This window comes from Bacillus sp. FSL H8-0534, from assembly GCF_038005885.1.
Lineage (GTDB): Bacteria > Bacillota > Bacilli > Bacillales > Bacillaceae_G > Bacillus_A > Bacillus_A pseudomycoides.
Window position 1 is genome coordinate 675,691 of the sequence record NZ_JBBOUC010000001.1, and the last position, 24,881, is coordinate 700,571.

Genomic DNA, 24,881 nt, shown 5'->3' on the forward strand with positions numbered 1-24,881 from the left:
GATCTCGCCCCCTATTTGGATTCAGCCGCTGAGCCCATATGAGCAAGCACACCTAAAATATCTTGATAGAAATCCTCTCGTGTTCCTTGGCGTTTCAATTCTTTATAGAGTAGCCCATCTTGAATAAATAGAATCCGCTCACAATAACTTGCACTAAATGCATCATGCGTTACCATTAATATACTTACTCCATGATTTTCATGTAAGTCTTGCATCGCTTCTAATAAACTCTTCGCATTTTTGCTATCAAGTGCTCCTGTTGGTTCATCCGCTAATACAATGGCCGGATTATGTACTAAAGCTCGTGCTGCAGCTGTTCTTTGTTTTTGTCCACCAGAGACAGCTGATGGATATTTTGTTAAAATTTCAACAATATCTAATTTCTGTGCAACCTCATTTACTTTCCCGCTTATCTCACTTGAAGGCACTCCTTGTAGTGAAAGTGGCAAAGCAATATTCTCATAGATCGAGAGATTTTCAAGCAAATTAAAATCTTGAAAAATAAACCCCAGTTTTTGAGAACGGAAATCTGATAAAGCGTTCCCCTTCATTGAAGTAATATCTGTGCCTGCTATCGTCACACTTCCTCCTGTCGCATGATCAAGTGTACTAATTACATTTAGTAGTGTCGTTTTTCCAGATCCAGAAGGTCCCATAATCCCAACGAATTCCCCTTCTTGTATCGTAAGCGATACCCCTCTTAATGCTTTTGACTGGCTTTCATTTCTTTTGCCATATGTTTTCTCCACACTTTCTACTGTCACTACATTTGTTGCCATTCCTATCACTCCATCCCTTTTGTATATCATTACTTTGTCATACATTTCTTAGATTTCTCCTACATAAATTCTTAAGATTTTTTTAATTTTTCATTTTTTTATAACAAAATTGATAAAAAATCTTATATCCTTTACTTTCTTTTTTAATATTCTCACTTTTACTCACAATCTTCCTGCGATTTATCTTACATTCACCTTACATTTTTGTAAGGGGCAAAAATAACAACCTGAAATCCCCCACCTACACTTTGCTTAGAAGCGGGCGCTTCTAAATATATTAAGACAAACATAATTTAAAATAAGTAAAAATGGAGAGGAGAGCCGTCGACATATATTAAATCAGACCATGGTTATATCCTTTACAAGGAATCTAGTGGAATGAATATAGTTTTAGAGATTAAAAAGAAGAATGATGGATGGAAAGTAGAAAATAAACAGGTTAAAAATGATTTTTAACGACGAACAACTTCAAATAATTTCTTTATGATAGTAAAAAACACACTACTTACTTAAAGTAGTGTGTTTCAACCCGATTGATTTATGATTTATTACTTAGATCCTTTATTATAAACTTCCTTCCGTATACTTTCCATAAATGCAGATAGCGAAACCACTTCAGATTTTTCTTCACCATATTTACGCACATTTACAGATCCATTTTCCATTTCTTTATCCCCAATAACAAGAATGTATGGTATCTTTTGGAGCTGTGCCTCTCGTATTTTATACCCTAGCTTTTCACTACGAGCATCTCGTTCGGCTCGAAGGCCAACGCTCTTTAACTTTTCTTCAATTTCCTTTGTATATTGTTCATGTACTTGATTGGAAACAGGAATCACCTTTATTTGAACCGGAGCCAACCATGTTGGGAATGCCCCTCCGAAATGTTCAATTAGTATTCCTAGGAAACGATCAAAAGAGCCTAATACAGCACGGTGAATAACAACCGGTCTTCTTTTCTCATTTCTTTCATCAATATAATTCAAGTCAAATTTCTCTGGCATTTGGAAATCAAGCTGAACTGTTCCACATTGATGGCTTCTTTGTAAAGCATCTTTAATATGAAAATCAATTTTAGGTCCGTAAAATGCGCCATCTCCTTCGTTCACTCTATAGTTATAATTTAATGATTTCAGCACATTCTCGAGAGACGATTCAGCTTGGTTCCATAACTCATCATCACCCATTGAATCTTCAGGTCTTGTTGAAAGCTCCACTTCATATTCAAAACCGAATGTTCTATAGACATAGTCAATTTGTTTTAACACTGACTTTATTTCACTTTCTATTTGCTCAGGTGTCACAAATAAATGTGCATCATCCTGACAAAATGTACGAACTCTTAATAATCCATTTAATGCACCGCTGAATTCGTGGCGATGTACTTGACCAAATTCACACATTCGAATTGGTAAATCGCGATATGAATGTAGCTTATTTTTAAAGATAAGCATGTGTCCAGGGCAATTCATCGGTTTTAATGCAAAGCTTTTGTTGTCTACCTCTGAAAAATACATATTATCTTTATAATGATCCCAGTGCCCTGATTCTTCCCATAGCCCCTGATTCATCATAATGGGAGTACGCACTTCTTGGTAATCATAGTTTTGTTGTATTTCTCTTAAAAAAGACTCTAATTCATTTCGAACGATTTGTCCTTTCGGTAAATAAAAAGGCATTCCTGGTGCTTCTTCCGAGAACATAAATAATTCAAGTTCATTTCCTAACTTACGATGGTTTCTCTTTGCTGCTTCTTCTACAAAATGCAAATAGCTTTCTAATTCTTTTTGAGAAGAAAACGCAACGCCATATATACGCTGAAGCACTTGATTATTACTATCCCCGCGCCAATATGCACCGGAAACGTGAGTTAATTGAAATGCTTTCAGGTAGCCAGTTGACGGTAAATGTGGACCACGACATAAATCAACAAATTCTCCTTGTTTATAAATCGTTACAATCTCATTTTCAGGGATTGCTTCTAAAAGCTCCAACTTTAGGTGATCATTTACATCTTTGAAAAGCTTTTCTGCTTCTTTTCGAGTGATTTCAACTCGCTCTATTTTCAAATTTTCATTCACAATATTCTTCATTTCTTTTTCAAGTTTAGGTAAGTCTTCAACACCTATACTACTTGGAAGATCCATATCATAATAAAAACCATTTTCTATAACAGGTCCTACGCCAAGTTTTACATCACCGTATATTCTCTTTACAGCCTGCGCTAATATATGTGCAGAAGTATGTCTTGCAACTTCTATTCCTTCCTCTGAATCCATAGTTATAATTTGAATTTTGGCATCCTGTTCGATATTTCGACGTAAGTCAAATAATTGATCATTCACCTTTCCGGCTACTGCTTTCTTTTTTAAACTTGAACTAATTGAGGCTGCAATCTCTTCTAGAGTAATTCCTTTTACATAGTCTTTGGCACTACCATCTGGAAAAATAATGTTAATCATCTGTTCTCTCATTTTAATCGCTCCATTTCATAAATAAAAAAGCACACTCATCCCTAATAATAGGGACGAGCGTGCTTTTACCCGTGGTTCCACCCAGATTCCCATCATACTAAACATACAATGGCTTCTTTTGCGGTAACGTCGCTTACACGGCACTAGATACTTTTATTTTCCCCAGTGCAGCTCTAAGGTGGTAAGTTATTTCACTGCGTTAGGAAGTTCTCAGCACTCCTTCCCTCTCTGTATAACCGTTAAAAATAACTCGTGTCCTTTTCTTCGCTTATTATGAATTTAAAAATAAAAAAGCATACTCATCCCTAATAATAGGGACGAATATGCTTATATTCGTGGTTCCACCCAGATTCCCATCATATTAAACATACAATGGCTTCTTTTGCGGTAACGTCGCTTACACGGCACTAGATACTTTTATTTCCCCAGTGCAGCTCTAAGGTGGTAAGTTATTTCACTGCGTTAGGAAGTTCTCAGCGTTCCTTCCTTCTCTGTACAACCGTTAAAAATAACTCGTGTCCTTTTCTTTGCTTTTAATAACACATCCATTAATTGTTATTTACTATACCCTATTCATTTTATTTTTGCAAGTGTCAAAAAATATTTTTTGTTCAATAAAAAAAGGGAAACCAAAAACAATTTTCATGTTTTTTGATTTCCCCTATCTTTTTTACCAATCTTGTGGTTCGTAGTTTAAGTCTGCAAATAATCTTTTTTTCTCTTTCTTCGTTAAATCTCTCCACTGCCCAACTGGTAAATTATTCAACTGGATATTCATAATTCGCGTACGTTTTAATGTGTATACTTGATAACCTAAAGCTTCACACATACGACGAATTTGGCGATTTAATCCTTGTGTTAAAATAATTTGGAATTCATATTTTGATAACTGTGTTATTTCACAAGGAAGTGTTTTTGTTCCTAAAATTTTAACACCCGCTGCCATTTCTTTTAAAAATTCAGGCGTAATCGGTTTATCTACTGAAACAATATATTCTTTTTCATGTTTATTTTCAGCACGTAAAATTTCATTAATAATATCGCCATCATTCGTTAACAAAATTAAACCGTCTGAATCTTTATCAAGACGTCCAACGTGATTAATTCGTAAAGGATGATTCACTAAATCGATAATGTTACCTTTAACTGCCTTTTCACTTGTACATGTAATACCTACTGGTTTATTTAAAGCGATATACACATGGTCTCGAGCAATTCGAAGCTGCTCTCCATTTACTCGCACGTCATCACCTGGTTGTACTTGGTCACCTATTTTTGCAACCTTTCCGTTAATAATTACTCTTCTTTCATTAATTAACTTATCTGCTCCGCGTCTAGATGCTTTTCCAGATTCACTAATAAATTTATTTATACGCAAGTTAGGCACATCCTTTTTTCTAAAAATTTCAAGCTCACACTGCTTCTACCGTACAATAACAAAAGGGTAAGCCTCCTAATATAACTTAAATATATTAACACGAAAGGGTATCTGACGTCTTCTATAATTTTCATGTTTAAAAGAAAAGAGTTCGTCTTATTGAACTACATACCAATAATACATTCGCTGCATGCCTTCTACTTTTAAACTAATAATTCATACAACTATAACTACTAAAATCATTCATCCTAGATATACACCATTTATTCACTTTTTTTATAATTAATATACAGACCATTCTTTTATACACGCAACTTGCTTTCCATTTATATTTTCAACATACTTTTTTACATTAGCTAACTTATATAGCTCTGGGAAAATTTCTTTCGCATAACGTTGATGTGCCATTTCATCTTGCCAATAAGATAGAACTACATAACGATTTGAGTTTGTAATCGATCTTCCTACAACGCCACCTAACATTCCTTCTACATGTTCCATCCCTTTATTCCAAATCGTTTCTTGTACATGTAAAAAATGTTGCTCATTTCCACTCTTCACATCACAAATTGCGATTCTTACAAATGAACCTTTAGCAATTGCATCCATAAAAGGAATACTTGTTATGTCATATAACGTTTGAAATTTCTCTATTTCACATGAAACATATGTATCCTCTTGATTACTATTTAAAAAAATTGTATCGTGTACTCCATTCATGAATGCTTGATACGTACTCATACTTTCCCAAACAGAAAATACACAAGCTTCATCTTCATCCCAGCCTCCGAATTGTCCATAAAATCCCTCTAGATTTTGTAAACCTCTCCATTTCTCTTGTGCCTCTGAAAACAAACCCTTTTTCTCTTTTTCTACCTGACAAAATATCGTTTTTAATAACATATAGATCCCCCCTAATTATATATTCCGTATTCCTTTTGCAATGATTGCTATTTCTTCACCTACTATTTAAAAAATCAAACACTTTTATTTACATAATAAAATTACAATCTATTCAATTGTTTTTTAAAAATACTGATTCGCTTCTTTTATCATCCAATCTCCCAGTAACTCTAAAAAAGACAAAATCTCTGTTATGTCGTCTATAGGATTAACTGCATATTGCAGCGCTTTCCTCATATTTTGTTCTTGCTCTGGAAAATGCTTACTAAACAACTCATACGCTGGATGAAGGTCTCTCGAATAAAGTCCTTCTTTATCAATTGTTAATGCTAATCCTGCTCTAACTATGATTTTCATAATCCAGCGGCAACAATCTAATATATCTTCCCTACCTTTATTATGAATTAATTCTTTACATGCTTGTTCAATTTGTGGCTGTAAATGTATAAGATGTTCACGTGCTAATTCTCGACTTACTTTACATTTAGGTAGCTGTGATCTTATATCTTCACCGAGTATACATACTCCATGTGTTTGAATCATAAAACTTATAAACGACAAACGACTGGAATGTAACACTTCTTCAACATCATAAAAACTTAATTCCACCCCAGATATACAATCAAATTTTTGGAGCACTTGTTGTTCTATACTTTCGATCCATTCCAAGTCTAGTGCCTTCGGATCTTTTCGAACTAATATAATTGTATCTATATCTGCAATCCCCTCTATTCCAATCCCTCTTGGAACAGACCCCCTAATGTAAATGCTATGGAGGTCATCCTGCAGCATATGAAAACATATATCCTGTACTTCTTGTATAACTTTGAGAAAGACTGGTTGAATATTATTCATATGTGAATCATTAATAATGTATCCTTTGTCATCTACAGGACAAAACCGACCTATTTTCTTAATAATTGACAATCAATCAGCCCATTTCTATATAAAGTGTTATATACAAATTAATTATAAATCAAAAAATTAAGAATAAAAACAAAAATACATCTTATCGTAGTATGATTATAATGCATTTACTAAATAACCCAATAAAAGGAGTATGTTGACAATGAAACTCGCATTCTCAGTAACTGATTCAACTCATATTCAAAAGATTGAAGCAGAAGGTTTGAAACTACTAAACGAATTACAAAGCTTCATACCTTTATTGCGTGAAAGGGTTACATTTCTCTTACGATTACATGCAAAAGAGTTCGGATTGTTATCTTAAATAATAATAGGACACAAACAAAGTAATCATCCTGTTTATGTCCTATTCCCCTGATATCTTAATCTACTCTTCAAACAAGTAATACATATTTTCCCCTGGATAATGTAATACAATTACCTTCCTATCTCCTTTTTGAAATACTACAGTATGCCCATCTTCTCCAAGGTTTTCCCATCCTTTTGCTTTTGATATAGGCATTAGACTTATATATTGATAATGTGCTTGATTTTCATCTTCAATATGAATAGCTGACATAGAAACTGGAAAATCTTTAATCTTTGATTCTTTCGTCATAAATATTAGCGCTAATAGCCCTCCTAAAACTCCTACCATAATAATATTGGAGTATATTTTCCGTCTCTTTTTCTCCATCAAAATCTCATCCTTATATGTTAATAAAAGTAAAATCCTTTAATGTTTTATCGATTTTTACCATACAATGCCATTTATTATTGGACATTTATTTCACAAATCTTTTTTTCGACAAAATATAACAATTTTCAAACGTATAACTTGTTATTATAGATTGAAACATCTCATGTTTTGCATATTAGGAGGAATTACTAAATGAAAAAATTGTTTCATAAAAAATGGTGGCTTTGTCTTTTTAGCACGCTGATAATTGCCAGCATTGGAGTCATTGTTTTTTTGAACTACACGAAAGAGAAAAAAATTCAAACTACTAAAGAGCCTATCGATAAAAAAATCTATCAACAAGAATTAAAATCCCAAATTGATTTACTTACTACAAACTACGATACTATCGTGGAACAGGAATGGTTACCAACATGGACTGAACTAAATTCAAAATCAGGTAACATAAATACAACTGAATTACTGGATAAAATGAATAATATAGCGAACCAATTCAACGAGATTTCTAAAAAAACGGAAACATTTAAGGCTGAAGAAAAAATGAAAGACCCTGCACTGAAGCAGAAAATAAATCATTTTAAAACCGCGTTTATAGCCGCTTCAAATTGTATGGAAAATGCCGCATTATCTATTACGCAAGGCTTAAACAATGAGAAACCCTTAAAAGATAGTTTAGAAAATGCTACGCAATCTTTAGGTCTTGCTGATCAAAATATTGTCATGGCTTTATCTACGTTAGCTGAACTAGAAGGCATATTAGGGATAACCAAAAAATAAATTGACGACATCATTCCCTTCCATTTTAAAAGATAAAAATTTTGTTCAAAATTATTTTCCAATAAAAAATGATTGCAATTCATTTATAAGGAACCTATAATGTTGTTTATTGATTATGTATAAACCATTTCATATCAATATAATTAAGTTTTTAATCACATAATTCGGATGAACCATTCAGGAGAAGATCAATTGATCTACCGACGGGGCAAAAAGTTGATGACTCAACTTTGAAACTCTCAGGTCTTGGTTACAAGTAGAACTGCATGGGGACGAATCTCTGGAGAGACTCCCTCTCGCCTATCATATAGTGCAGAGGAAACAGAGCACCGAAGGAGCAAATCCGCTTATATTAGCGGATAATCTCTCAGGTAAAAGGACAGAGACAAGCGAAAGAAAACGCCGATTTGTATCGGTTTATTTTTCTATTCCTTGTTTCTCCAGAGACCATTTCATTTATGTGAAGTGGTTTTTTATTTTTTCTAAAAGGAGAATAAAGATGGAGACAGTAAGTAAAGTATTAGAACAAATCAATCACTACGTATGGGGATTACCGACCTTATTCCTTCTAATCGGAACTGGAATCATTCTCACAGTGCGCCTAAAAGGTTTACAGTTTAGTAGACTATTATACGCTCACAAACTAGCATTTCGAAAATCAGAAGACACATCTTCTTTGGGAGATATTAGTCATTTCCAAGCACTCATGACAGCAATGGCCGCAACTATTGGGATGGGAAATATAGCCGGTGTCGCAACAGCTGTTACAATCGGTGGGCCAGGGGCAATATTTTGGATGTGGATCACTGCCTTGTTCGGTATGGCCACGAAATATGCAGAAGCAATCCTCGCGGTAAAATATCGTGTAAGTAATGAAAACGGCGAATATTCCGGTGGTCCAATGTATTACTTAGAACGTGGTTTAGGGAAAAAATGGCTTGCTATTTTATTTGCCATTTTCGGAACAACCGCTTCTTTTGGAATCGGAAATATGGTGCAATCGAATTCCGTTGCAGAAGCTATGAGAATAAACTTTTCGTTTCCCCCTGCTTTAACTGGTATATTAATGGCTTTCTTAATTGCGATTGTTATTTTAGGTGGCGTAAAAAAAATCGGGAAAGTCACTGGATTTTTCGTTCCACTTAAAGCTTTCTTTTATGTAATTTCTGGTCTCATTATTATTTTTTATCACTTTGATCAAGTCCCCGAAGCATTTTCACTTATTTTTTCTGGTGCATTTCAAGGTACTGCAGCGGCTGGTGGTTTTATCGGTGCAACCGTTGCTTCTGCTATTCAAATTGGGATGGCACGCGGAGTATTTGCCAATGAAGCAGGCTTAGGAAGCGCTCCAATTGCTGCTGCTGCTGCAAAAACAGATTCACCTGCCAAACAAGCGCTTGTGTCAATGACAGGAACTTTCCTCGATACCTTTATTGTTTGTACAATTACTGGTTTAGTATTAATTACAACAGGTGCTTGGAAATCTGGAAAAACTGGTGTTGAAGCAACAACGCTCGCTTTCCAATCTGTATTTGGCGATACTGGTAGTATGATACTTGGTATTGCAATCATATTATTTGCCTACTCCACTATTTTAGGATGGTCTTATTATGGTGAAAAATGTGTAGCTTATTTATTCGGACAAGGTGCTGTGAAATACTATAAAGCCATCTTCATTGTAATGATTGCAATTGGTGCCAACTTAAAACTCGGAATCGTTTGGACATTTGCTGATATCGCAAACGGACTTATGGCTATTCCAAACTTAATCGGTCTAATTGGATTAAGTGGTGTTGTGGTAGCAGAAACAAATCGTTTCTTACAAGCTGAAAAACTCAAAACATCAAATAAAAAAATAGCAAGTTAATCAACATTTAATGCGAAGGGTATCCCATATAGAAATAGGATACCCTTTATTTGTATTATTTCTTTATTTCGTAACATTACTTTGCAAAATTGATAATTCCATTACTTTTTTTAAATACTTTAAGTTTGATGTGAAAACCTCAGGAGCATACCAATTTTTATAAGCATTCGGACATTCGATCTCATCAATACTTGTATTCTCTCTAACTAATAACGTTAATTTCTCCATGTACTCTATCACTTTTCTCAAGTCTGTTTTTACACCTACAGGGCCATGTCCTGGTACTACCTTTTCAATTTCAAATTCCTCAATCATTTCTAACATACCCTTCCATTCTTGAAGATTAGATTCTTCAAAAAAAGTAGGATGTGATTTCACAAATAACAAATCACCCATAAAACAAACCTTCTCTTTAGGTAAGTAAAGAATCGTATCACAAACGGAATGCCCTCCGCCTAACGTAATTAATTTTGCAGTTCTCTCAGAACCATGTATAGTAAATTCATTTTGGAAAGAATATTGGGGTAATACAAGTTGCAATGTAGGTAATGAAATCGCTAACTGATTTAAGAGTGAAATCTGTTTTTGTAAGCCTTCATCATTGGTTTGAATGAATTGATCTTGTAGGGATTGTATATATGTATGTAAACCTTCTATGTCTTGTTTCTGCTTATCAATTCTGGAAGGATGAATTTCTGCCATTTGCTCGTATGTTTTATGACTAGATATGATATTACAATTTTTAAAAACTTGATTTCCACGAATATGGTCTCCATGCCAATGACTGTTAATAACCCATGATATAGATTGACCTGTTATTTTTTCTGCTAGCTCTTTTAAATCTGCAGCTGCTTGTTGTGTGTTAAACGTATCAAAAATAATCGTTTGATCTCCTATATCAACAAAACCGGCATTGGCTAAGGAGCCTCCTTCTTCTTTTGCAATTGCCGCGTAAATACCATCATTTAATTTCTCAATCGTAAAATGTTCGCTACTACATTCTTTATACATTTCTTTCCTCTCCTTCTATTCTCAGTGTATTTGAATACTAAGCTATTATTTTCTCCATTAAGATTTTTGTTCTGCATGTAAATAAAATACAAAGTCCGTCATAGTAGATGGATAACCTAGCTGCCGCAACATAGCTGTTATATTTCCTCTATGATATGTTCCATGATTTACAACATGCTGCACTAATTCAGATACAGAGGTTTTTAATCTTCCAGCGTATGGATTATCAAGTAGAATTACCTGATTCATATCCTTTTGTTTATCCAAAAACACTTTATACTGCTGCGTTACTTTGTGGAACAGACTTTTCAATTCATCCATTGTTTTGTTTTCGGCTTGCTCTTGTAACTCCTTTCCTACCTGTAACGCTTCAGCCATACTTTTACCATTTAAAATATGTAACCATACACAATCCACTACATAAATATGAATCAGTACCTTTTCTATAGAAGGAAATACACTTTGAACTTCTTGATAATACACCTCTTTAGGGAGCTCCCTTAGATGCTCAAGTATTCTTTTATTTGCCCATGTATGATAATCAAATTGTTTTATCATATATTGTTTCATATTCTATTCTCCTTTCCTTATTTTCACGTAACTACATTCTTACCTCACAAAATATAAATCTAATTTCTGAGATTCTACCTCCTTATCCGCCTTAACAATACCAATCTCCTCTATTCTATTCGTTAGCACAGATTTATATTTTACATACGTTTTAAACTCGCCTTCAAAAGGGAACGGTGTAATACGAATCGTTTCTTTATCTAACCACTCTGCCTTTAATCGTTCATTTGTGTTCTTATTAAAAGTTTCAGTTCCTTCAAATCCCTCTTTAAATAAATCAATTTCTTTTTCTTTTTTTACACCAGGTTCATTCATACAAGCATATAACGATAGCTCATCACAAAACTTTAAAAGTTTATAGTGTATATCGAACATATCATACTGCTCTGTTGTTAACGTTTTCAAAAATTTCTTTTGACGATCCAATTCCTGTTTATAAAACTTTATCATTTCATCGTCTTCTTGATTAAGAGGAAATGATATGAAATGTTTACTACAAAGTATAGCACCATAAGGATTTGTATGTTCAATCTCATTCAACCCTAAGGTATAAAAAACAAATCTCAATGAACTTGGACAATCCATAAACGTATAAGGTGAATTTTTAGCATCATTCCAAATTGGCGTTGTATCTAAGCCAATCCATCCCCTATCATGTTCATAAATCGCATCAATACACTCTTTTAAATATGTTTTATCTTCAAATACATCTTTTCTAAATTTTTTTGCAAATTCTCCTGCCAAAAAACCATGATCATGCTGCCGAATTACTATTAATTCTTCTAGCTTTGTGCGAATAATCATTATAGAATCCTCCTTACTTCTATTTTATATATCGATTGTACTATAATCTATATATATCCTCTTTTTTCAAGAAACAATTCAAATAAATTCCTTCATACTTTGCAGGGATTCCTCCTCTTTCACCGAAATTAAGATAACAATGCAATCCTATCAATATTTTACATTAACAAAAATTTCTCTATCATATCACTCATTCCAAAAATAGACTTAGACAAAAAATTAATATGAGGTGAAAAAAATGAACAAAACTGAATTAATTAAAAGTGTAGCCCAAACTGCCGATATCTCCCAAAAGGAAGCTTCAGCAGCTGTCCAATCTGTATTTGATACAATTGCGAATGCTTTACAAACTGGTGACAAAGTGCAACTTATTGGTTTTGGCACATTCGAAGTACGGGAAAGAGCTGCACGTACTGGCCGAAACCCACAAACAGGTGAAGAAATTCAAATTGCAGCTGGTAAAGTTCCTGCCTTTAAGGCAGGAAAAGAATTAAAAGAAGCTGTAAAATAATACCCAACTATAATCTGTGTTATTAAAAATAGGATACCACTTATATAAAATGTATCCTTTGTAAAGGGAATTTTTTAAAAAAGGCTATGCTACATCAAGAAAATGATTTCTGTATTGTGATCTTATCCTTGTCAAGTAGACAGTAAAAGATTAGGTGTCTTTTCATTAAGCAGCCTTAGTTCCAAATTCAGTAGGACTAAGGTTGTTTAATTTTTTGGGGAATCGTTTGTTATTGTAATACCTCATACATCTTCCTCACTTCGCTCTGAACCCTGAGCTGGGGATGCGGGATAAATTGGAATTGTTGGATTAGTTTTTCCGCCAAGCAAAAGAGGAAGGAAACCTATTACGTTTCCTTCCTCTAATAAAATTATATTTTAGTATATTTCAACTAAACTTGGATTCTAAAAAAATCAATATTAATTAAACAATACAATAATGGTGAAATTTTCAATTAACAATTATCAAACTTTTTTAGTTTCTGCTTTTAAATAAGGTATAACAGTTTCTTTATCTTCATAACTCTTCAAAATTAATCCCTCGTCTGAATGTTCTAATACGGTTTCTAAAGGAATAGGAATCTTTCCATTTATTGTTGTAATAATGTAGTTTGGTGTCGCAAATCCAGTAGTATGTCCTACTAATCCACGCATAATTTCTACACCTTTTTCAAGAGACGTCATAAAATGAGAAACACCTGTTACGTTATCACAATGGTATAAATAATAAGGTCTAACTCGGATTTTTAGTAAAGCCTGTACTAATTGCTTCATAGTATCCAAATCATCATTAATCCCCTTTAGAAGAACACTTTGATTTTGTACAGGCACACCATGTTTTAAAAGTAAATTTACAGCATGTGCTGACTCTTTTGTTACTTCTTTCGGGTGATTAAAATGTGTATTTAGCCAAATCGGATGATATTTCTCTAACATTTCACAGAATTCTTTCGTTATTCTTTGAGGTAATAATACTGGATAACGAGACCCAAATCTTATAATTTCTACATGCGGTATACTGCGTAATCTTTTTAAAATACTTTCAAGCCTTCTATCTGAATAAGTTAAAGGATCGCCTCCCGTTAACAATACATCTCGAATTTCGGGATGGTTTTCTATATATTCAAAATCAATTTCATATCCTTCGGCCTCACTTCTTTCAAAATATGTTCCATCTAAGTCAGTAGTATGATATTTCCTTGTACAATGACGGCAATATACTGGACATTGATCTGTAATTAACATAATAATCCTATCTGGATATTTGTGAACAATTCTGTTTGTTACACGGTACTTAGTATCTCCAACAGGATCCACATCGGAATATTCATTTATCATAAATTCTCCGCTCGATGGAATTGCTTGTTTTCGGATTGGACACGATGGATCATCTTTATCCATTAATGATGCATAATAGGGAGTTACTGCCCATCTATAAATTCCTTCACATCTTTTGATTGCCTGTTCTTCCTCAGGTGTCACATTAATATATTGTTTAAGTTCCTCAATTTTTTGTATTCTATTACGAAATTGTAAACGCCAATCATTCCAATCCCAATCTGTTTTCATGTATTAAATACCTCCTCAAAATTATTCAGTTCATATAAAAATTTTTTCAATTTTCATTTCCTAAACTTATCTACAGTTACTCTTTAAAATCACCCCCCAAACAAAATACAATTCCCACACATTTCATCATTTAAGTATTTCTCTAATAATTTTTAGGGTTTTTTCAATATCATTAGATGTAACGCCTAAATGTGTAACCGCTCTAATTCTTCCATGTCCGAGTTCAGCTATATTTAGTTTGTAACTGCGAGCTTTTTCAACAAATTCTTGCCAAGTAAAACGCGGATCGACAACTCGAAAAAAAACTATATTAGTTTCCACCGCTTCTAATTCACATTCTATTCCGTCAATTCGAGATAGACCTTGGGCTAGTTGACGTGCATTAAAGTGATCCTCAGACAATCTATCTACCATTTTAGTTAATGCGATAATACCAGGTTTAGCTATAATACCAGCTTGTCTCATTCCTCCACCTAGCATCTTACGAAGACGATATACTTTATTAATGAAATTATTATCACCGACCACAATTGATCCTATAGGAGCTGCTAAACCTTTTGATAAGCAAAATTGTAATGAATCTGTATATTGCGCAATTTCTGCCGGCGAAATATCTAATGCGACTGCAGCATTAAATATTCTTGCTCCGTCCATATGAACCGGTAAGTTATTACTCTTTGCAAATTCTTTTAGTTCATTTAGATATTCTAAAGGCAAAACACGCCCCCCCATACGATTATGAGGATTTTCGACACATATTAGCGATGGTAAAGCAAACTGAGGATCTTCCTTATCTATTGGAATCGCGTTTTCTAAATCAGCTATTTCTAATCGACCATCCGGTTGAGTTTTAATTTTTTCGTACATAATTCCACCACAAACAGATGCACCAGCTGCTTCATATATGTATATGTCTGATTCATCTCCAACTAAAACTTTTGAACCTCTTGGACAATGTGCCATTATTGATGTCAGATTAGCCATTGTTCCACTTGGAACAAATATAGCTGATTCTTTTCCGAATATTTTTGCAGCAATTGATTCCAATTCTTTAACAGTTGGATCTTCTCCGTATACATCATCTCCAAGATCATTTATGGAGACACCTTGTAGCATCTCAAGTGTCGGTAAAGTAAATGTATCACTACGTAATTCAATCATTTGTTGTCCCCCCTATTTAAACATTTATATCTCGCGGATAATTTTGTATAGTGTTTACTGAATAACTTTCTGAGTCCCATGAATAATAAATAGAGAGCTCTCCCCTCAATTGATACAAGTAATTCTTAGCCAAGTGTAATTTCTCTTCATAATCTGGTAGAAAAGGAGACAACATTATTCCTAGACAAGTTCCACTGTGAGCTATAATTACCCCCATACCATCAATTTGTTTATTTATGTAAATCAACTTATCAAGTGTCTTTTTAGGCTGTAATCTTTGATTCATCTCAGCACTTTTTGTAGCAATTCTTCCAATTGTTATGTAATCAAGACTTTTAATAGCATGAGATAACTCATCTAACAAGAATCCATACTCTATTTTCTCTGCTTGATTAAAATGTTTCTCCCTTTTATTAAATTTAATAGTGTCAACTATCCCTCCTTCATCTATACCCACAACAGTAATCCCTGGTACACAACCTAAAAATTCTTTCTTTTCTACTTTTTTATGAAAATATGAGGTTATCCCAGGATACATAACCCCATCAGAGGGTTCTATTTGACGCAAAATCTCTTCAATTTCTCTTATATCTAATTTAATACCGTAGTAATCACTAACAGCTCTTGCGCAGGAAACTAAATCAGCTGTTGAACTAGCTAATCCCTTTCCAACAGGAATTTCACTATAAATATTTACAAATCCACCAGTAGAAATACCTAGATATTTTAATAACTTTACTACAAAAGCTTGTGCTTTCTTTTTTTCATGGGGGAAAACTTTTATTTCTCCCCCATTTACATTTGGCACGTATGTTGCATAAGAATATTTAGTAATGGGGAAAGTTACTAAAAAATCTAATCCCTCTTCCCCATAAGCACCTTGTAAGAGTTCTCCAAATGTACCAAAAGAACAACCTTTACCAACTATTTTTTCTTGAGATATCTGCTTCACCAAATAACCTCATTTCGACTAAATTCTATTAAACATTTACTTCCTCACCCAAATCACTTTTAGGTATTTCTTCCAGTTCATGAATTGAAGTAAACGCAACAAAAACAGAAGAAAAAATAATACCTACACTACCTATAATTAAGGTTGGTAATACCCCAATAATTCCCGCTATAAATCCACCAGCTAAAGCTGCTACTGGAACAATTCCCATAACACACAATCTAATTGAAGAATTCATACGCCCTAATAGATTATCAGGCGTAATGGAAGTTCTTAAACTTCTCTGATTAATGTTATAGACTACTATCATAATGGCATCAATGAGCTGCATTACCATAAGTAAAATTACTGCGGGTATTGTTGGTAAAAATGTTGCTACAGGAATAAGTAATGAAGAAAGTCCTGCTAAAAATAATGCAACTACCATACAGCGTCCAAGTCCTAATTTCCTAGTCATTGGCCCTACAAGAAGTGCCCCTAATAAAGCTCCAGCTCCAGCCATTCCAAATATCATTCCTATAAATACAGGAGCAAGTTTTAATCCTCTTGATACAAATAAGAGATATATTGGCTCTATCAATATCGTAAAGAAATTAAAAATCATTGTTGTAATTACAAGATTTCTAATAATTTTATTTTTAATAACATAACTGATTCCTTCTTTAATCATCTCCATCATGTTGCTTTCTTCATTTTCAACCTTTTGAACTTCTTCTTTTTTCTTAATTCTAAATAAGAATAGAGAAGAAAATAGTAAGGCCAAAGACTGTATTAAGATAGCAAATGGCGCAGTAAATATTTGTATTAATACTCCACCAAGACCTTGACCTACAATGGAAGCAGTTGAATAACTAAATTCTAATTTACTATTCCCTTCAATTAAGTCTTCTTTTTTTACAATAACCGGCAAATAAGACATCTGTCCAATATCAGAAAAAACAGTGTTAATTCCTACAAGAAAAGCTACCACATACAAGATCTCTAAATTTAATACTCCAAAATACATTGAAATAGGTATAGCTAACAATAAAATAGCTCTAACTATATCAGTTGTAATAAGTATTGGTCTAATTGGTCTACGGTCTATCCAGACTCCAGCAACCAAGCTTATTAATAAAACCGGTAAATATTCTATTGCTTGCAAAATCCCCATTTGCAAAGGAGATGCCCCAAGGGTAATAGCTGCTACTAATGGAAGCGCAATTAATGCGATCTGTGTTCCAAACATTGAAATTGTTTGCCCAACCCATAAATTTCTGTAATCCCTATGCTTCCATAATCCTTTATATAATCGTTTCATAAGAATACCCCTTAAATTTTATTAATACATGAATAATTTTATTGTTTGAGCTATAACCTCTGAATGAGGAGAGTGTAATAATTGATAATGATTTGACCGGATATCTTGAATTTCAAAATTACCATTCACCAATCTTTTCCACTCATTAATATTTAGCCTTGTATCACTTTTGGAATCTTCTGCCCTAAAATACATTATGTTGCCATCATAAACTTTCGGTTGATAACTAGAGAGTGCCTGTAAATTTATTTTATACGCATTGAAGTATGTTACAAATTGAGAAAATTCTAGCCCCTGCAAAAAGCCTTTTTCTTCCAGCTTAATGAATAAATGTTCTAGATAATCTTCTCTTATAATAAATTGTTTTATCTGTTCCTCTATCTCTTTTGATTCAACGTCCCCTAAAGAATTTAATAAATCATCTAGAAATGACAGAAGGTAAAATTTTTCGTCTTCAAACTGTTCTTTCGGGATTTTTAAGAGGTAACTATCCAATAATGTTAAAGTTTTTATTTTATCACCATTACTTTTCAACTTTCGTGCTATTTCAAACCCAACTACTCCACCAAAAGACCACCCAACAATACAATATGGCCCCTGCTGTTGTACCTTTTTTATTTCCTTAATATAAAAATCTGTTATTTTATCTAGTGTATTTAAATTATTTAATCCACCGCTAATACTCGGTGACTGAATTCCATAGATTGTAAAGTTATCACCTAAAGATTCAATCAATGATTTATAGCAAAATATGTTTCCTCCCACTGGATGAATTAAAAAAAGTGGAAGTGTAGATGTAGATTTACCTGATTGAATCTTAACGATTGAAGATTCTGTGTCACATTCATATTCTTTCCTTAAAACTGAAGCCATTTTTTCCACTGTATCGTTTTTCATAAGTAGCGGGAGAGTTACTTGTTTAAATAACTTCTTCTTAATTAAAGTCATTAATCTAACAGCTAATAGGGAATGTCCACCTAATTCTACAAAAGTATTTCTCACTCCAATTGGTTTCACATGAAGTATTTCTTCCCAGATACGAACTAGTTTCCATTCTAATAAGTCTCGTGCTGGAACATATTCCCCTTGTATGTTTAACATAAAATCAGGGGCCGGTAATTGTTTTCGATCAGCCTTTCCACTTGATGTTAGAGGCATGTTATCTAATATCGTCCAACTGGTCGGAACCATATAATACGGTAAAATCTGTCGAATATACTCCTGCAATTCTTTTATTTCTATATTATCGTTTTGATTTGTCACTAGATACGCCGCTAAATGTCCCATACCCGTTACCATCTCTGTATATAAAACTACACAATCTCGAATAATAGGATGACTACTTATAACAGATTCTATTTCACCCAGTTCAACACGAAATCCACGAATTTTTATTTGGTAATCTGTTCTCCCTTTATACTCGATATTCCCATTCAGTGAATATGCGGCTAAATCTCCAGTACGATATAACCTCTCTTTAGAATTCGTACTAAATGGAGAAGCAATGAATCTTTCCTCCGTAATAGCTGGTTGTTGATGATATCCTTCTGCTAAACCTACACCACCTATAAATAATTCTCCTGTTACACCAATTGGTACAGGTTGTAACTCATTATTCAAAATATATAATTGAATATTAGAAATTGGTTTTCCAATAGAGACTATTTTATTTTTATCATCTCGTATGCATTTCCAACAGCTTACATCAATAGCAGCCTCGGTTGGACCATATAAATTAAATAGATCGCTTTCTGATTTGGCAAAAAAACGCTGTTGCAAATCAAAAGGTAAAGCTTCGCCACTACATAAAACTCTTTTCAAACTAGTACAATTCCCTATATCTTCTTCTATAAACTCTTGTAACATTGATGGAACGAAATGAACTGTACTTATATTTTCCTCTTGAATAATGTTTACTAGATAATTTGGATCCTTGTGCCCATTCGGTTTAGCAATAACCAAACACGCTCCCGTTATTAAAGGCCAGAAAAATTCCCATATCGATACATCAAATGTATAAGGTGTCTTTTGTAACACTCTATCGTTATTACTCAATTTAAAATAATCTTGTTTCCATAATAACCTGTTACAAATGGCACGATGGGATACAATAACTCCTTTAGGTTTCCCAGTTGACCCAGAAGTATACAGCATATATGCCATGTCTTTTTCTGATACTTCAACATTAGGATTCTTTATAAAACGATATGCAGCCATCTCACCTTTTTCCTCAATACACTTTATTCTTTGAGTAGAGGAAGAAATTTTCTCTTTTAGCCTCTGATTAGTAATTAACATAGATATTCCTGAATCTTTTATTAAATCCGCTATTCTATTAACCGGATTTTCAGGATCCATCGGTACATAAGCTGCACCAACTTTAAGAATTCCAATTAAACTAATTACCATTTCAATAGACCTGTCTAAACAAATTCCAATAAAGTCACCTGGTTTTACGCCAGATTCAATTAATTCATTTGCAAAATTATTTATCCTGTTGTTCATCTCTCGATACGTCAAAGTTTCTTTTTCAAACTTAAGTGCTATTTGTTCTGGGCTTTTTTCTACTTGGAATTCAATTAACCTGTGAAGTATATGATCTTCCTCATATAATACTTGAGTATCATTCCATTCTTTCATCAATTTCATTTCTTTTTCAGATAAGAAATGCTTACTTTCATGATTTCCCTTTGGATTATCTACCATTGAATTTAGTACTTTTAAATAATAATCACCTATTAATTCAATTTGCTCCTTACTAAACTCTGCCATATCCCATCTTAAATCCATTCTAATATCCGACGTAGATAAATCTTGTCCAAATTCTACACCAAATGGGAAGCTAGTATTTGCTATTCCATCTTCTTGTAATATCTCAATATCTTTCAAATCAGAAACAGACTTGTACACATGAAAATTGGTAAAGTTAAAAAATGTTTCAAACAGCATATCTCCACCACAATCTTGTTGAATTTGAGAAACTGGATAGCGACGGAAATCTAAAGTTTCTTGCTCTTCTTTAAATGTTGTTTTTATTAAATCTATCCAAGTACCTCCTGAAACATTAATTCTTATTGGCAAAGTATTTAAAAATAGCCCTAATACTTTCTCACCATCTTTTTCTTCACTTCTACCATTGGATACTACCCCTGTAACAATATCTTGATTCCCACTTAGTATAGAAATTACTTTAAAATGAGCAGCAAGTAATATACTTTTAACATGTACTTTTATATTCATAGCTAAAGATTTGATAGCATTAGATAATTCTTTTGGAATATTAAACTCTACTAATTCCATCTTGGATTCCATCTCGACGTTATTCCAACGAGGCATCTTCGAAAATGTCATATTAGTTAGCTTATTTATCCAGAATTCTTTCTGTTTCTGATCATGTAATGCCTTTCTCTCTAATTCCAAATAATGTTTGAATAATACTTTGGGTTTACTGTTTTTATCTGTTCGTTCTTTTTTAATTTTAGATTGATATAAACTAAATAATTCAGTTTGCATAGAAGCAACACTCCAGCCATCTAAGATAGCATGATGCTCTATAATCGACATCTGTATAACATCGTCAGAAAGTTTATAAATCCTGACTCTCAAAAGAGGTGCTTTCATCCAGTCAAAAGAAGTAATTGTCTCGTATTCAAATTCTTTATTTAATTCTACATCCTGATCTTTTTTGTTCAAATGAGTCAAATCAACAAACTTTATAGGCAGTTCAACTTTATGATGAACTATTTGCATAGGTTCACTAAAATTTATAAAGTCAAATGATGTTCGTAAAATTGGATGTCGTGATAACAATTCTTCAAATGCAAAAGTCCATGCTTCTTCCTCATAAGGCGCTCTGATCCTAAAAGTTGAAATGTTGTGATATATAGGTGTTATGCTTGACAGTTCGCTATGGTACAACATTCCTTCTTGAAGTTTTGTTAATGGGTAAATATCTTCTACATTGTTACTTATTTTTTGCATATCTTTTTTAGAGATTACTGGTAAAGACTCAATTAATTGTGTCGAAAAATTACTTTTCTTTCTAATATTTGGTGCTAATTTACGAATAGTTTGATGCATAAATATATCTGCCATGTCAACAGTGTAACCTTTTTCTTTTATTAATGATAAGATCTGAATACTTTTAATTGAATCTCCACCTAACTCAAAGTAATTATCATCAATTCCTATAAGTTTTTGTTCTAAGACATTTGACCATATTTCTGTTATTATCTCTTCTACTTCATTTCTCGGCCCTATATAATCTTCTTTATTAACCGTAACTTCACTAATACTGTTTAACAATTGTCTTCTATCGATCTTACCGTTACTCGTGAGTGGAATTTGCTCCAAAATCATAAATTGCGAAGGTACCATATAATCTGGAAGCGTTTCTCTCAAGAAGTCTCTTAATTCTTTACTTTTGATATCGTTTGAAGAAGTAACATATGCTAATAGTTTTTTATTTACGTCACTATCTTCATTTACCACCACAACAGCCTCTCTTACTTTTGGATGTGAAACCAGCTTTGATTCAATTTCCCCTAACTCAATACGAAACCCCCGTATTTTCACTTGATTATCTATACGTCCACAATACTCAATTTCACCGTTTAATAATATTTTCCCCAAATCACCTGTTCGATATAATTTTTCTGGCTCTTGACTAAAAGGATTATCTATAAATCTAGTAGCAGTTAATTCTGGTTTATTTAGATACCCTCTTGCCAATCCTGCTCCTCCTACAAAAAGTTCACCCTGTACACCAACCGGTACGGGTTGCATATATGCATCTAAAACTAAAACATATAAATCTGGAATTGTGATACCTATCATGCTTTTGATATTTTTCTCTATATCTTCATATGTTATTGGCCTATAAGTAACATGAACAGTAGTTTCTGTAATTCCATACATATTTACCAACTGTGGCACTTTATCTCCATACTTTTGAATCCAAGGACGTAACAATCTATATTCCAGTGCTTCACCTCCAAAGACAACTTTTCTTAAACTTAGCTGAGTAGGCGATAATAACCTCTTTTCATCTATCTTAATTAACTGATAAAAAGCTGAAGGCGTTTGATTCAAGATGGTAACTTTTTCTTTAATAAGTAAATCGTAAAACTTCTCAGTATCTCTACTAACCCAATAAGGTACAATAACTAATTTACCACCATAGAGTAATGCTCCCCATATTTCCCAAACTGAAAAATCAAAAGCATATGAGTGAAATAAAGTCCACGTATCATTTTCATTAAACTGAAACCACTTGCTTGTTGATGCAAATAATCTAGTAATATTTTCATGTGGTATTAGCGTACCTTTTGGATCACCCGTAGAACCCGATGTGTAAATGACATAAGCCAAATTTCCTGGATGTACGTCACTATTCAAGTTTTCTTTACTTTCTTTACTTATTTTTAACCAATCCTTATCTAACAAAATCTTATCTATATTTTGTGTGCAATACTCATTGCTCAAATCATCTTGAGTTAATAGAAGGTTTATTCCTGAATCCTGGATAAAATAGTCTAATCTCGCCTTAGGAATTGTTGGATCTATTGGTACATAAGCTCCACCAGCCTTTAATATCCCTAATATCCCAATGATAAGGTCAATTGATCGATCTATACATAACCCTACCATTATTTCCGGACCTACTCCCTTTTTTCGAAGATAATGAGCTAGTTGATTAGCTTGTTGATTTAACTCTTCATAAGTTATAGTCTGATCTTCAAAGATAATGGCTATAGCATCAGGAGTTTTCTCGGCTTGCTTTGCAAATATTTCATGACTACATAAAGATGTATCTTGTTTTTCTATAGATCTATATAGTAACTCTCTTCTCTCACTTTCTATTATGAATTGTAATTCATTTATAGGTTGATCTGGATTTTGGACAATATTGGCTAGTAATGTCTGAAAATGAGCAGACATTCTATCAATAATTTCTTGATTAAATAAATCTGTTTGATATTCCAATACCCCTACCAAACCATCAACTGTATTTTCCATATCTAATGTCAATTCAAATTTCGCTGTTCCTGTATCTATCTTAATAGGTTGAATTTCTAATTCAGTTAAATTCCACTGTATGTCGGGTGTATTTTGCAATACAAACATTGCTTGAAATATCGGAGAATGATTCAAACTTCGAGTAGGATTTAACTCCTCTACAATTTTCTCAAAAGGAATATCCTGATTATCATATGCCTCGATAGTTACATTGCGTACTCTTTTTAATAATTCTCTAAAAGTAGGATTGTTAGAAAGATCTGTTCTAATAGCAATTGTATTTGCAAACAAACCAAGCGTTTCTTCAAATTCAATTCTGTTTCTATTTGCAATCGTAGTTCCAATTATTATATCTTCCTGTTGTGAATATTTACTTAAAAGTATATTAAACGCTGTAAGTACACCAATAAATAACGTACTATTCTCTGTCTGGCATAATTGACTGATACCTTTTGATACATCAAGAGGTATTGTAAATTGAGTGAAACTCCCTCTATTACTTACAATTTTTGACCTAGATTTTTCTGTAGGCAATTGCAATACCGGCAAATCATTACCAAGTTTTTCTTTCCAATACGCTAATTGTTTTTGCCAATGACTTTTTTCAAATTGTTCTTCCTGCCATCCAGAATAATCGGCATACTGAAATTCTGGCTCCGATAAAGGGAGTTCTTCATCTACTGCAAATGATTGATACAACCTGAATGTTTCATTAAACAAAATGCTTACAGACCATCCATCGGAGATAATATGATGCATATTAATTAATAAAAAATGAGTTTCTTTTTCATCTGTTAATAATGTAGCTTCAAAAAGTGGTCCTTTGTTTAAATCAAACTGTTTTCTTGCTTCTACTTCCATATAAGCATTAGCTTCTAACTCACTTCGGACTAATTTTATTTCTAATTTAAATTGAGAATAAGGTCTAATTATTTGCATGACTTCATTTTGAATCATACTAAAATGTGTTCTCAACGCTTCATGTAAGTTCACCAAAGTATTTAAGGCTCTTTCTAATGCATCTTTATTCAAATTCCCCTTCAAAGATACAAACATCGGCATGTTATATACAGAAGAATCAGATAAAAGTTCATTTAAAAAATATAATCTTTTTTGAGCAAAAGATGCTGGAAATGTATAGTACTCCTCAGTGGTTACTACTTCATTCGATTTATCTGTCTCTTTTTGAAACACCTTATTTT

At 33.1% G+C, this 24,881-nt stretch carries 18 protein-coding genes, 1 riboswitch and 2 other annotated features; of the genes, 4 read left to right on the top strand and 14 right to left on the bottom strand.

The window, feature by feature from the left end; translation table 11 throughout:
• Positions 1-11 precede the first annotated feature (11 nt).
• The 5 genes from MHH71_RS03730 to MHH71_RS03750 all read right to left on the bottom strand — a co-directional run bounded on the left by MHH71_RS03730 (position 12) and on the right by MHH71_RS03750 (position 6,461).
• Positions 12-779: an ABC transporter ATP-binding protein gene (locus MHH71_RS03730; protein ID WP_033797012.1), complete on the bottom strand. Its 768-nt coding sequence runs from the start codon at positions 777-779 to the stop codon at positions 12-14.
• A 548-nt stretch (positions 780-1,327) separates the two neighbouring features.
• Positions 1,328-3,253, bottom strand: a complete 1,926-nt coding sequence (gene thrS, locus MHH71_RS03735; RefSeq protein WP_006096868.1) for a threonine--tRNA ligase — start codon at positions 3,251-3,253, stop codon at positions 1,328-1,330.
• A gap of 46 nt (positions 3,254-3,299) precedes the next feature.
• Positions 3,300-3,527: a binding site (T-box leader), on the bottom strand.
• A 36-nt stretch (positions 3,528-3,563) separates the two neighbouring features.
• Positions 3,564-3,790, bottom strand: a binding site (T-box leader).
• 133 nt (positions 3,791-3,923) lie between these two features.
• Positions 3,924-4,631 carry a 23S rRNA pseudouridine(2604) synthase RluF gene (gene rluF / locus MHH71_RS03740; protein ID WP_003197651.1) on the bottom strand — a complete coding sequence of 236 codons (708 nt, stop codon included), beginning with the start codon at positions 4,629-4,631 and terminating at the stop codon, positions 3,924-3,926.
• A 282-nt stretch (positions 4,632-4,913) separates the two neighbouring features.
• On the bottom strand, positions 4,914-5,534 hold the full coding sequence (locus MHH71_RS03745; protein WP_006096869.1) for a DUF4937 domain-containing protein: 621 nt from the start codon (positions 5,532-5,534) through the stop codon (positions 4,914-4,916).
• 123 nt (positions 5,535-5,657) lie between these two features.
• Complete coding sequence (locus MHH71_RS03750) at positions 5,658-6,461, bottom strand: hypothetical protein (protein ID WP_018780401.1); 804 nt, start codon at positions 6,459-6,461, stop codon at positions 5,658-5,660.
• A 142-nt stretch (positions 6,462-6,603) separates the two neighbouring features.
• Between MHH71_RS03750 and MHH71_RS03755 the strand changes: the two genes are divergently transcribed.
• The gene (locus MHH71_RS03755; protein WP_006096871.1) at positions 6,604-6,765 is read left to right on the top strand and encodes a hypothetical protein; all 162 of its coding nucleotides are present in this window, start codon (positions 6,604-6,606) and stop codon (positions 6,763-6,765) included.
• 63 nt (positions 6,766-6,828) lie between these two features.
• On the opposite strand, the gene MHH71_RS03760 is transcribed toward MHH71_RS03755, so the two are convergent.
• Entirely contained in the window at positions 6,829-7,137 is a 309-nt protein-coding gene (locus MHH71_RS03760) for a hypothetical protein (RefSeq protein WP_033799310.1), read from the bottom strand.
• Between the two features lie 195 nt (positions 7,138-7,332).
• On the opposite strand from MHH71_RS03760, the gene MHH71_RS03765 reads away from it, so the two are divergent.
• Both MHH71_RS03765 and MHH71_RS03770 read left to right on the top strand, forming a co-directional pair.
• Positions 7,333-7,917: a hypothetical protein gene (locus MHH71_RS03765; protein WP_006096873.1), complete on the top strand. Its 585-nt coding sequence runs from the start codon at positions 7,333-7,335 to the stop codon at positions 7,915-7,917.
• 270 nt (positions 7,918-8,187) lie between these two features.
• A riboswitch (glycine riboswitch) is annotated at positions 8,188-8,310 on the top strand.
• A gap of 106 nt (positions 8,311-8,416) precedes the next feature.
• The gene (locus MHH71_RS03770) at positions 8,417-9,784 is read left to right on the top strand and encodes an alanine/glycine:cation symporter family protein (RefSeq protein WP_006096874.1); all 1,368 of its coding nucleotides are present in this window, start codon (positions 8,417-8,419) and stop codon (positions 9,782-9,784) included.
• Between the two features lie 63 nt (positions 9,785-9,847).
• On the opposite strand, the gene MHH71_RS03775 is transcribed toward MHH71_RS03770, so the two are convergent.
• From MHH71_RS03775 to MHH71_RS03785, 3 genes are read right to left on the bottom strand one after another with little or no spacing between them, the layout of a single operon-like run.
• On the bottom strand, positions 9,848-10,795 hold the full coding sequence (locus tag MHH71_RS03775) for an MBL fold metallo-hydrolase (protein WP_006096875.1): 948 nt from the start codon (positions 10,793-10,795) through the stop codon (positions 9,848-9,850).
• 57 nt (positions 10,796-10,852) lie between these two features.
• Positions 10,853-11,365 carry a DinB family protein gene (locus MHH71_RS03780; RefSeq protein ID WP_006096876.1) on the bottom strand — a complete coding sequence of 171 codons (513 nt, stop codon included), beginning with the start codon at positions 11,363-11,365 and terminating at the stop codon, positions 10,853-10,855.
• A 39-nt stretch (positions 11,366-11,404) separates the two neighbouring features.
• Positions 11,405-12,169 carry a DUF3891 family protein gene (locus MHH71_RS03785; protein WP_006096877.1) on the bottom strand — a complete coding sequence of 255 codons (765 nt, stop codon included), beginning with the start codon at positions 12,167-12,169 and terminating at the stop codon, positions 11,405-11,407.
• Between the two features lie 238 nt (positions 12,170-12,407).
• Here MHH71_RS03785 and MHH71_RS03790 point away from each other — a divergent pair, with 238 nt between their 5' ends.
• On the top strand, positions 12,408-12,680 hold the full coding sequence (locus MHH71_RS03790; protein WP_033799311.1) for an HU family DNA-binding protein: 273 nt from the start codon (positions 12,408-12,410) through the stop codon (positions 12,678-12,680).
• A 464-nt stretch (positions 12,681-13,144) separates the two neighbouring features.
• Here the strand turns inward: MHH71_RS03790 and blsG are convergent, their stop codons facing one another.
• From blsG to MHH71_RS03815, 5 genes are all read right to left on the bottom strand, one after another.
• Entirely contained in the window at positions 13,145-14,248 is a 1,104-nt protein-coding gene (blsG, locus tag MHH71_RS03795) for an arginine 2,3-aminomutase (protein WP_006096879.1), read from the bottom strand.
• A gap of 126 nt (positions 14,249-14,374) precedes the next feature.
• Entirely contained in the window at positions 14,375-15,409 is a 1,035-nt protein-coding gene (gene ltaE / locus MHH71_RS03800) for a low-specificity L-threonine aldolase (RefSeq protein ID WP_006096880.1), read from the bottom strand.
• 16 nt (positions 15,410-15,425) lie between these two features.
• Positions 15,426-16,361, bottom strand: a complete 936-nt coding sequence (locus MHH71_RS03805) for a GHMP family kinase ATP-binding protein (protein WP_006096881.1) — start codon at positions 16,359-16,361, stop codon at positions 15,426-15,428.
• A gap of 28 nt (positions 16,362-16,389) precedes the next feature.
• Positions 16,390-17,661, bottom strand: a complete 1,272-nt coding sequence (locus tag MHH71_RS03810) for an MFS transporter (RefSeq protein ID WP_006096882.1) — start codon at positions 17,659-17,661, stop codon at positions 16,390-16,392.
• Positions 17,662-17,682: 21 nt separating this feature from the next.
• Positions 17,683-24,873, bottom strand: a complete 7,191-nt coding sequence (locus MHH71_RS03815; RefSeq protein WP_050774421.1) for an amino acid adenylation domain-containing protein — start codon at positions 24,871-24,873, stop codon at positions 17,683-17,685.
• Positions 24,874-24,881 lie beyond the last annotated feature (8 nt).

Coding starts and splice junctions, on each gene's coding strand:
- MHH71_RS03730 (WP_033797012.1), bottom strand. CDS start 779: ATGGCAACAAATGTAGTGACAGTAGAAAGTGTGGAGAAAACATATGGC.
- MHH71_RS03810 (WP_006096882.1), bottom strand. CDS start 17,661: ATGAAACGATTATATAAAGGATTATGGAAGCATAGGGATTACAGAAAT.
- MHH71_RS03775 (WP_006096875.1), bottom strand. CDS start 10,795: ATGTATAAAGAATGTAGTAGCGAACATTTTACGATTGAGAAATTAAAT.
- ltaE (WP_006096880.1), bottom strand. CDS start 15,409: ATGATTGAATTACGTAGTGATACATTTACTTTACCGACACTTGAGATG.
- MHH71_RS03780 (WP_006096876.1), bottom strand. CDS start 11,365: ATGAAACAATATATGATAAAACAATTTGATTATCATACATGGGCAAAT.
- MHH71_RS03790 (WP_033799311.1), top strand. CDS start 12,408: ATGAACAAAACTGAATTAATTAAAAGTGTAGCCCAAACTGCCGATATC.
- blsG (WP_006096879.1), bottom strand. CDS start 14,248: ATGAAAACAGATTGGGATTGGAATGATTGGCGTTTACAATTTCGTAAT.
- thrS (WP_006096868.1), bottom strand. CDS start 3,253: ATGAGAGAACAGATGATTAACATTATTTTTCCAGATGGTAGTGCCAAA.
- MHH71_RS03785 (WP_006096877.1), bottom strand. CDS start 12,169: ATGATTATTCGCACAAAGCTAGAAGAATTAATAGTAATTCGGCAGCAT.
- MHH71_RS03755 (WP_006096871.1), top strand. CDS start 6,604: ATGAAACTCGCATTCTCAGTAACTGATTCAACTCATATTCAAAAGATT.
- MHH71_RS03765 (WP_006096873.1), top strand. CDS start 7,333: ATGAAAAAATTGTTTCATAAAAAATGGTGGCTTTGTCTTTTTAGCACG.
- MHH71_RS03745 (WP_006096869.1), bottom strand. CDS start 5,534: ATGTTATTAAAAACGATATTTTGTCAGGTAGAAAAAGAGAAAAAGGGT.
- MHH71_RS03760 (WP_033799310.1), bottom strand. CDS start 7,137: ATGGAGAAAAAGAGACGGAAAATATACTCCAATATTATTATGGTAGGA.
- MHH71_RS03770 (WP_006096874.1), top strand. CDS start 8,417: ATGGAGACAGTAAGTAAAGTATTAGAACAAATCAATCACTACGTATGG.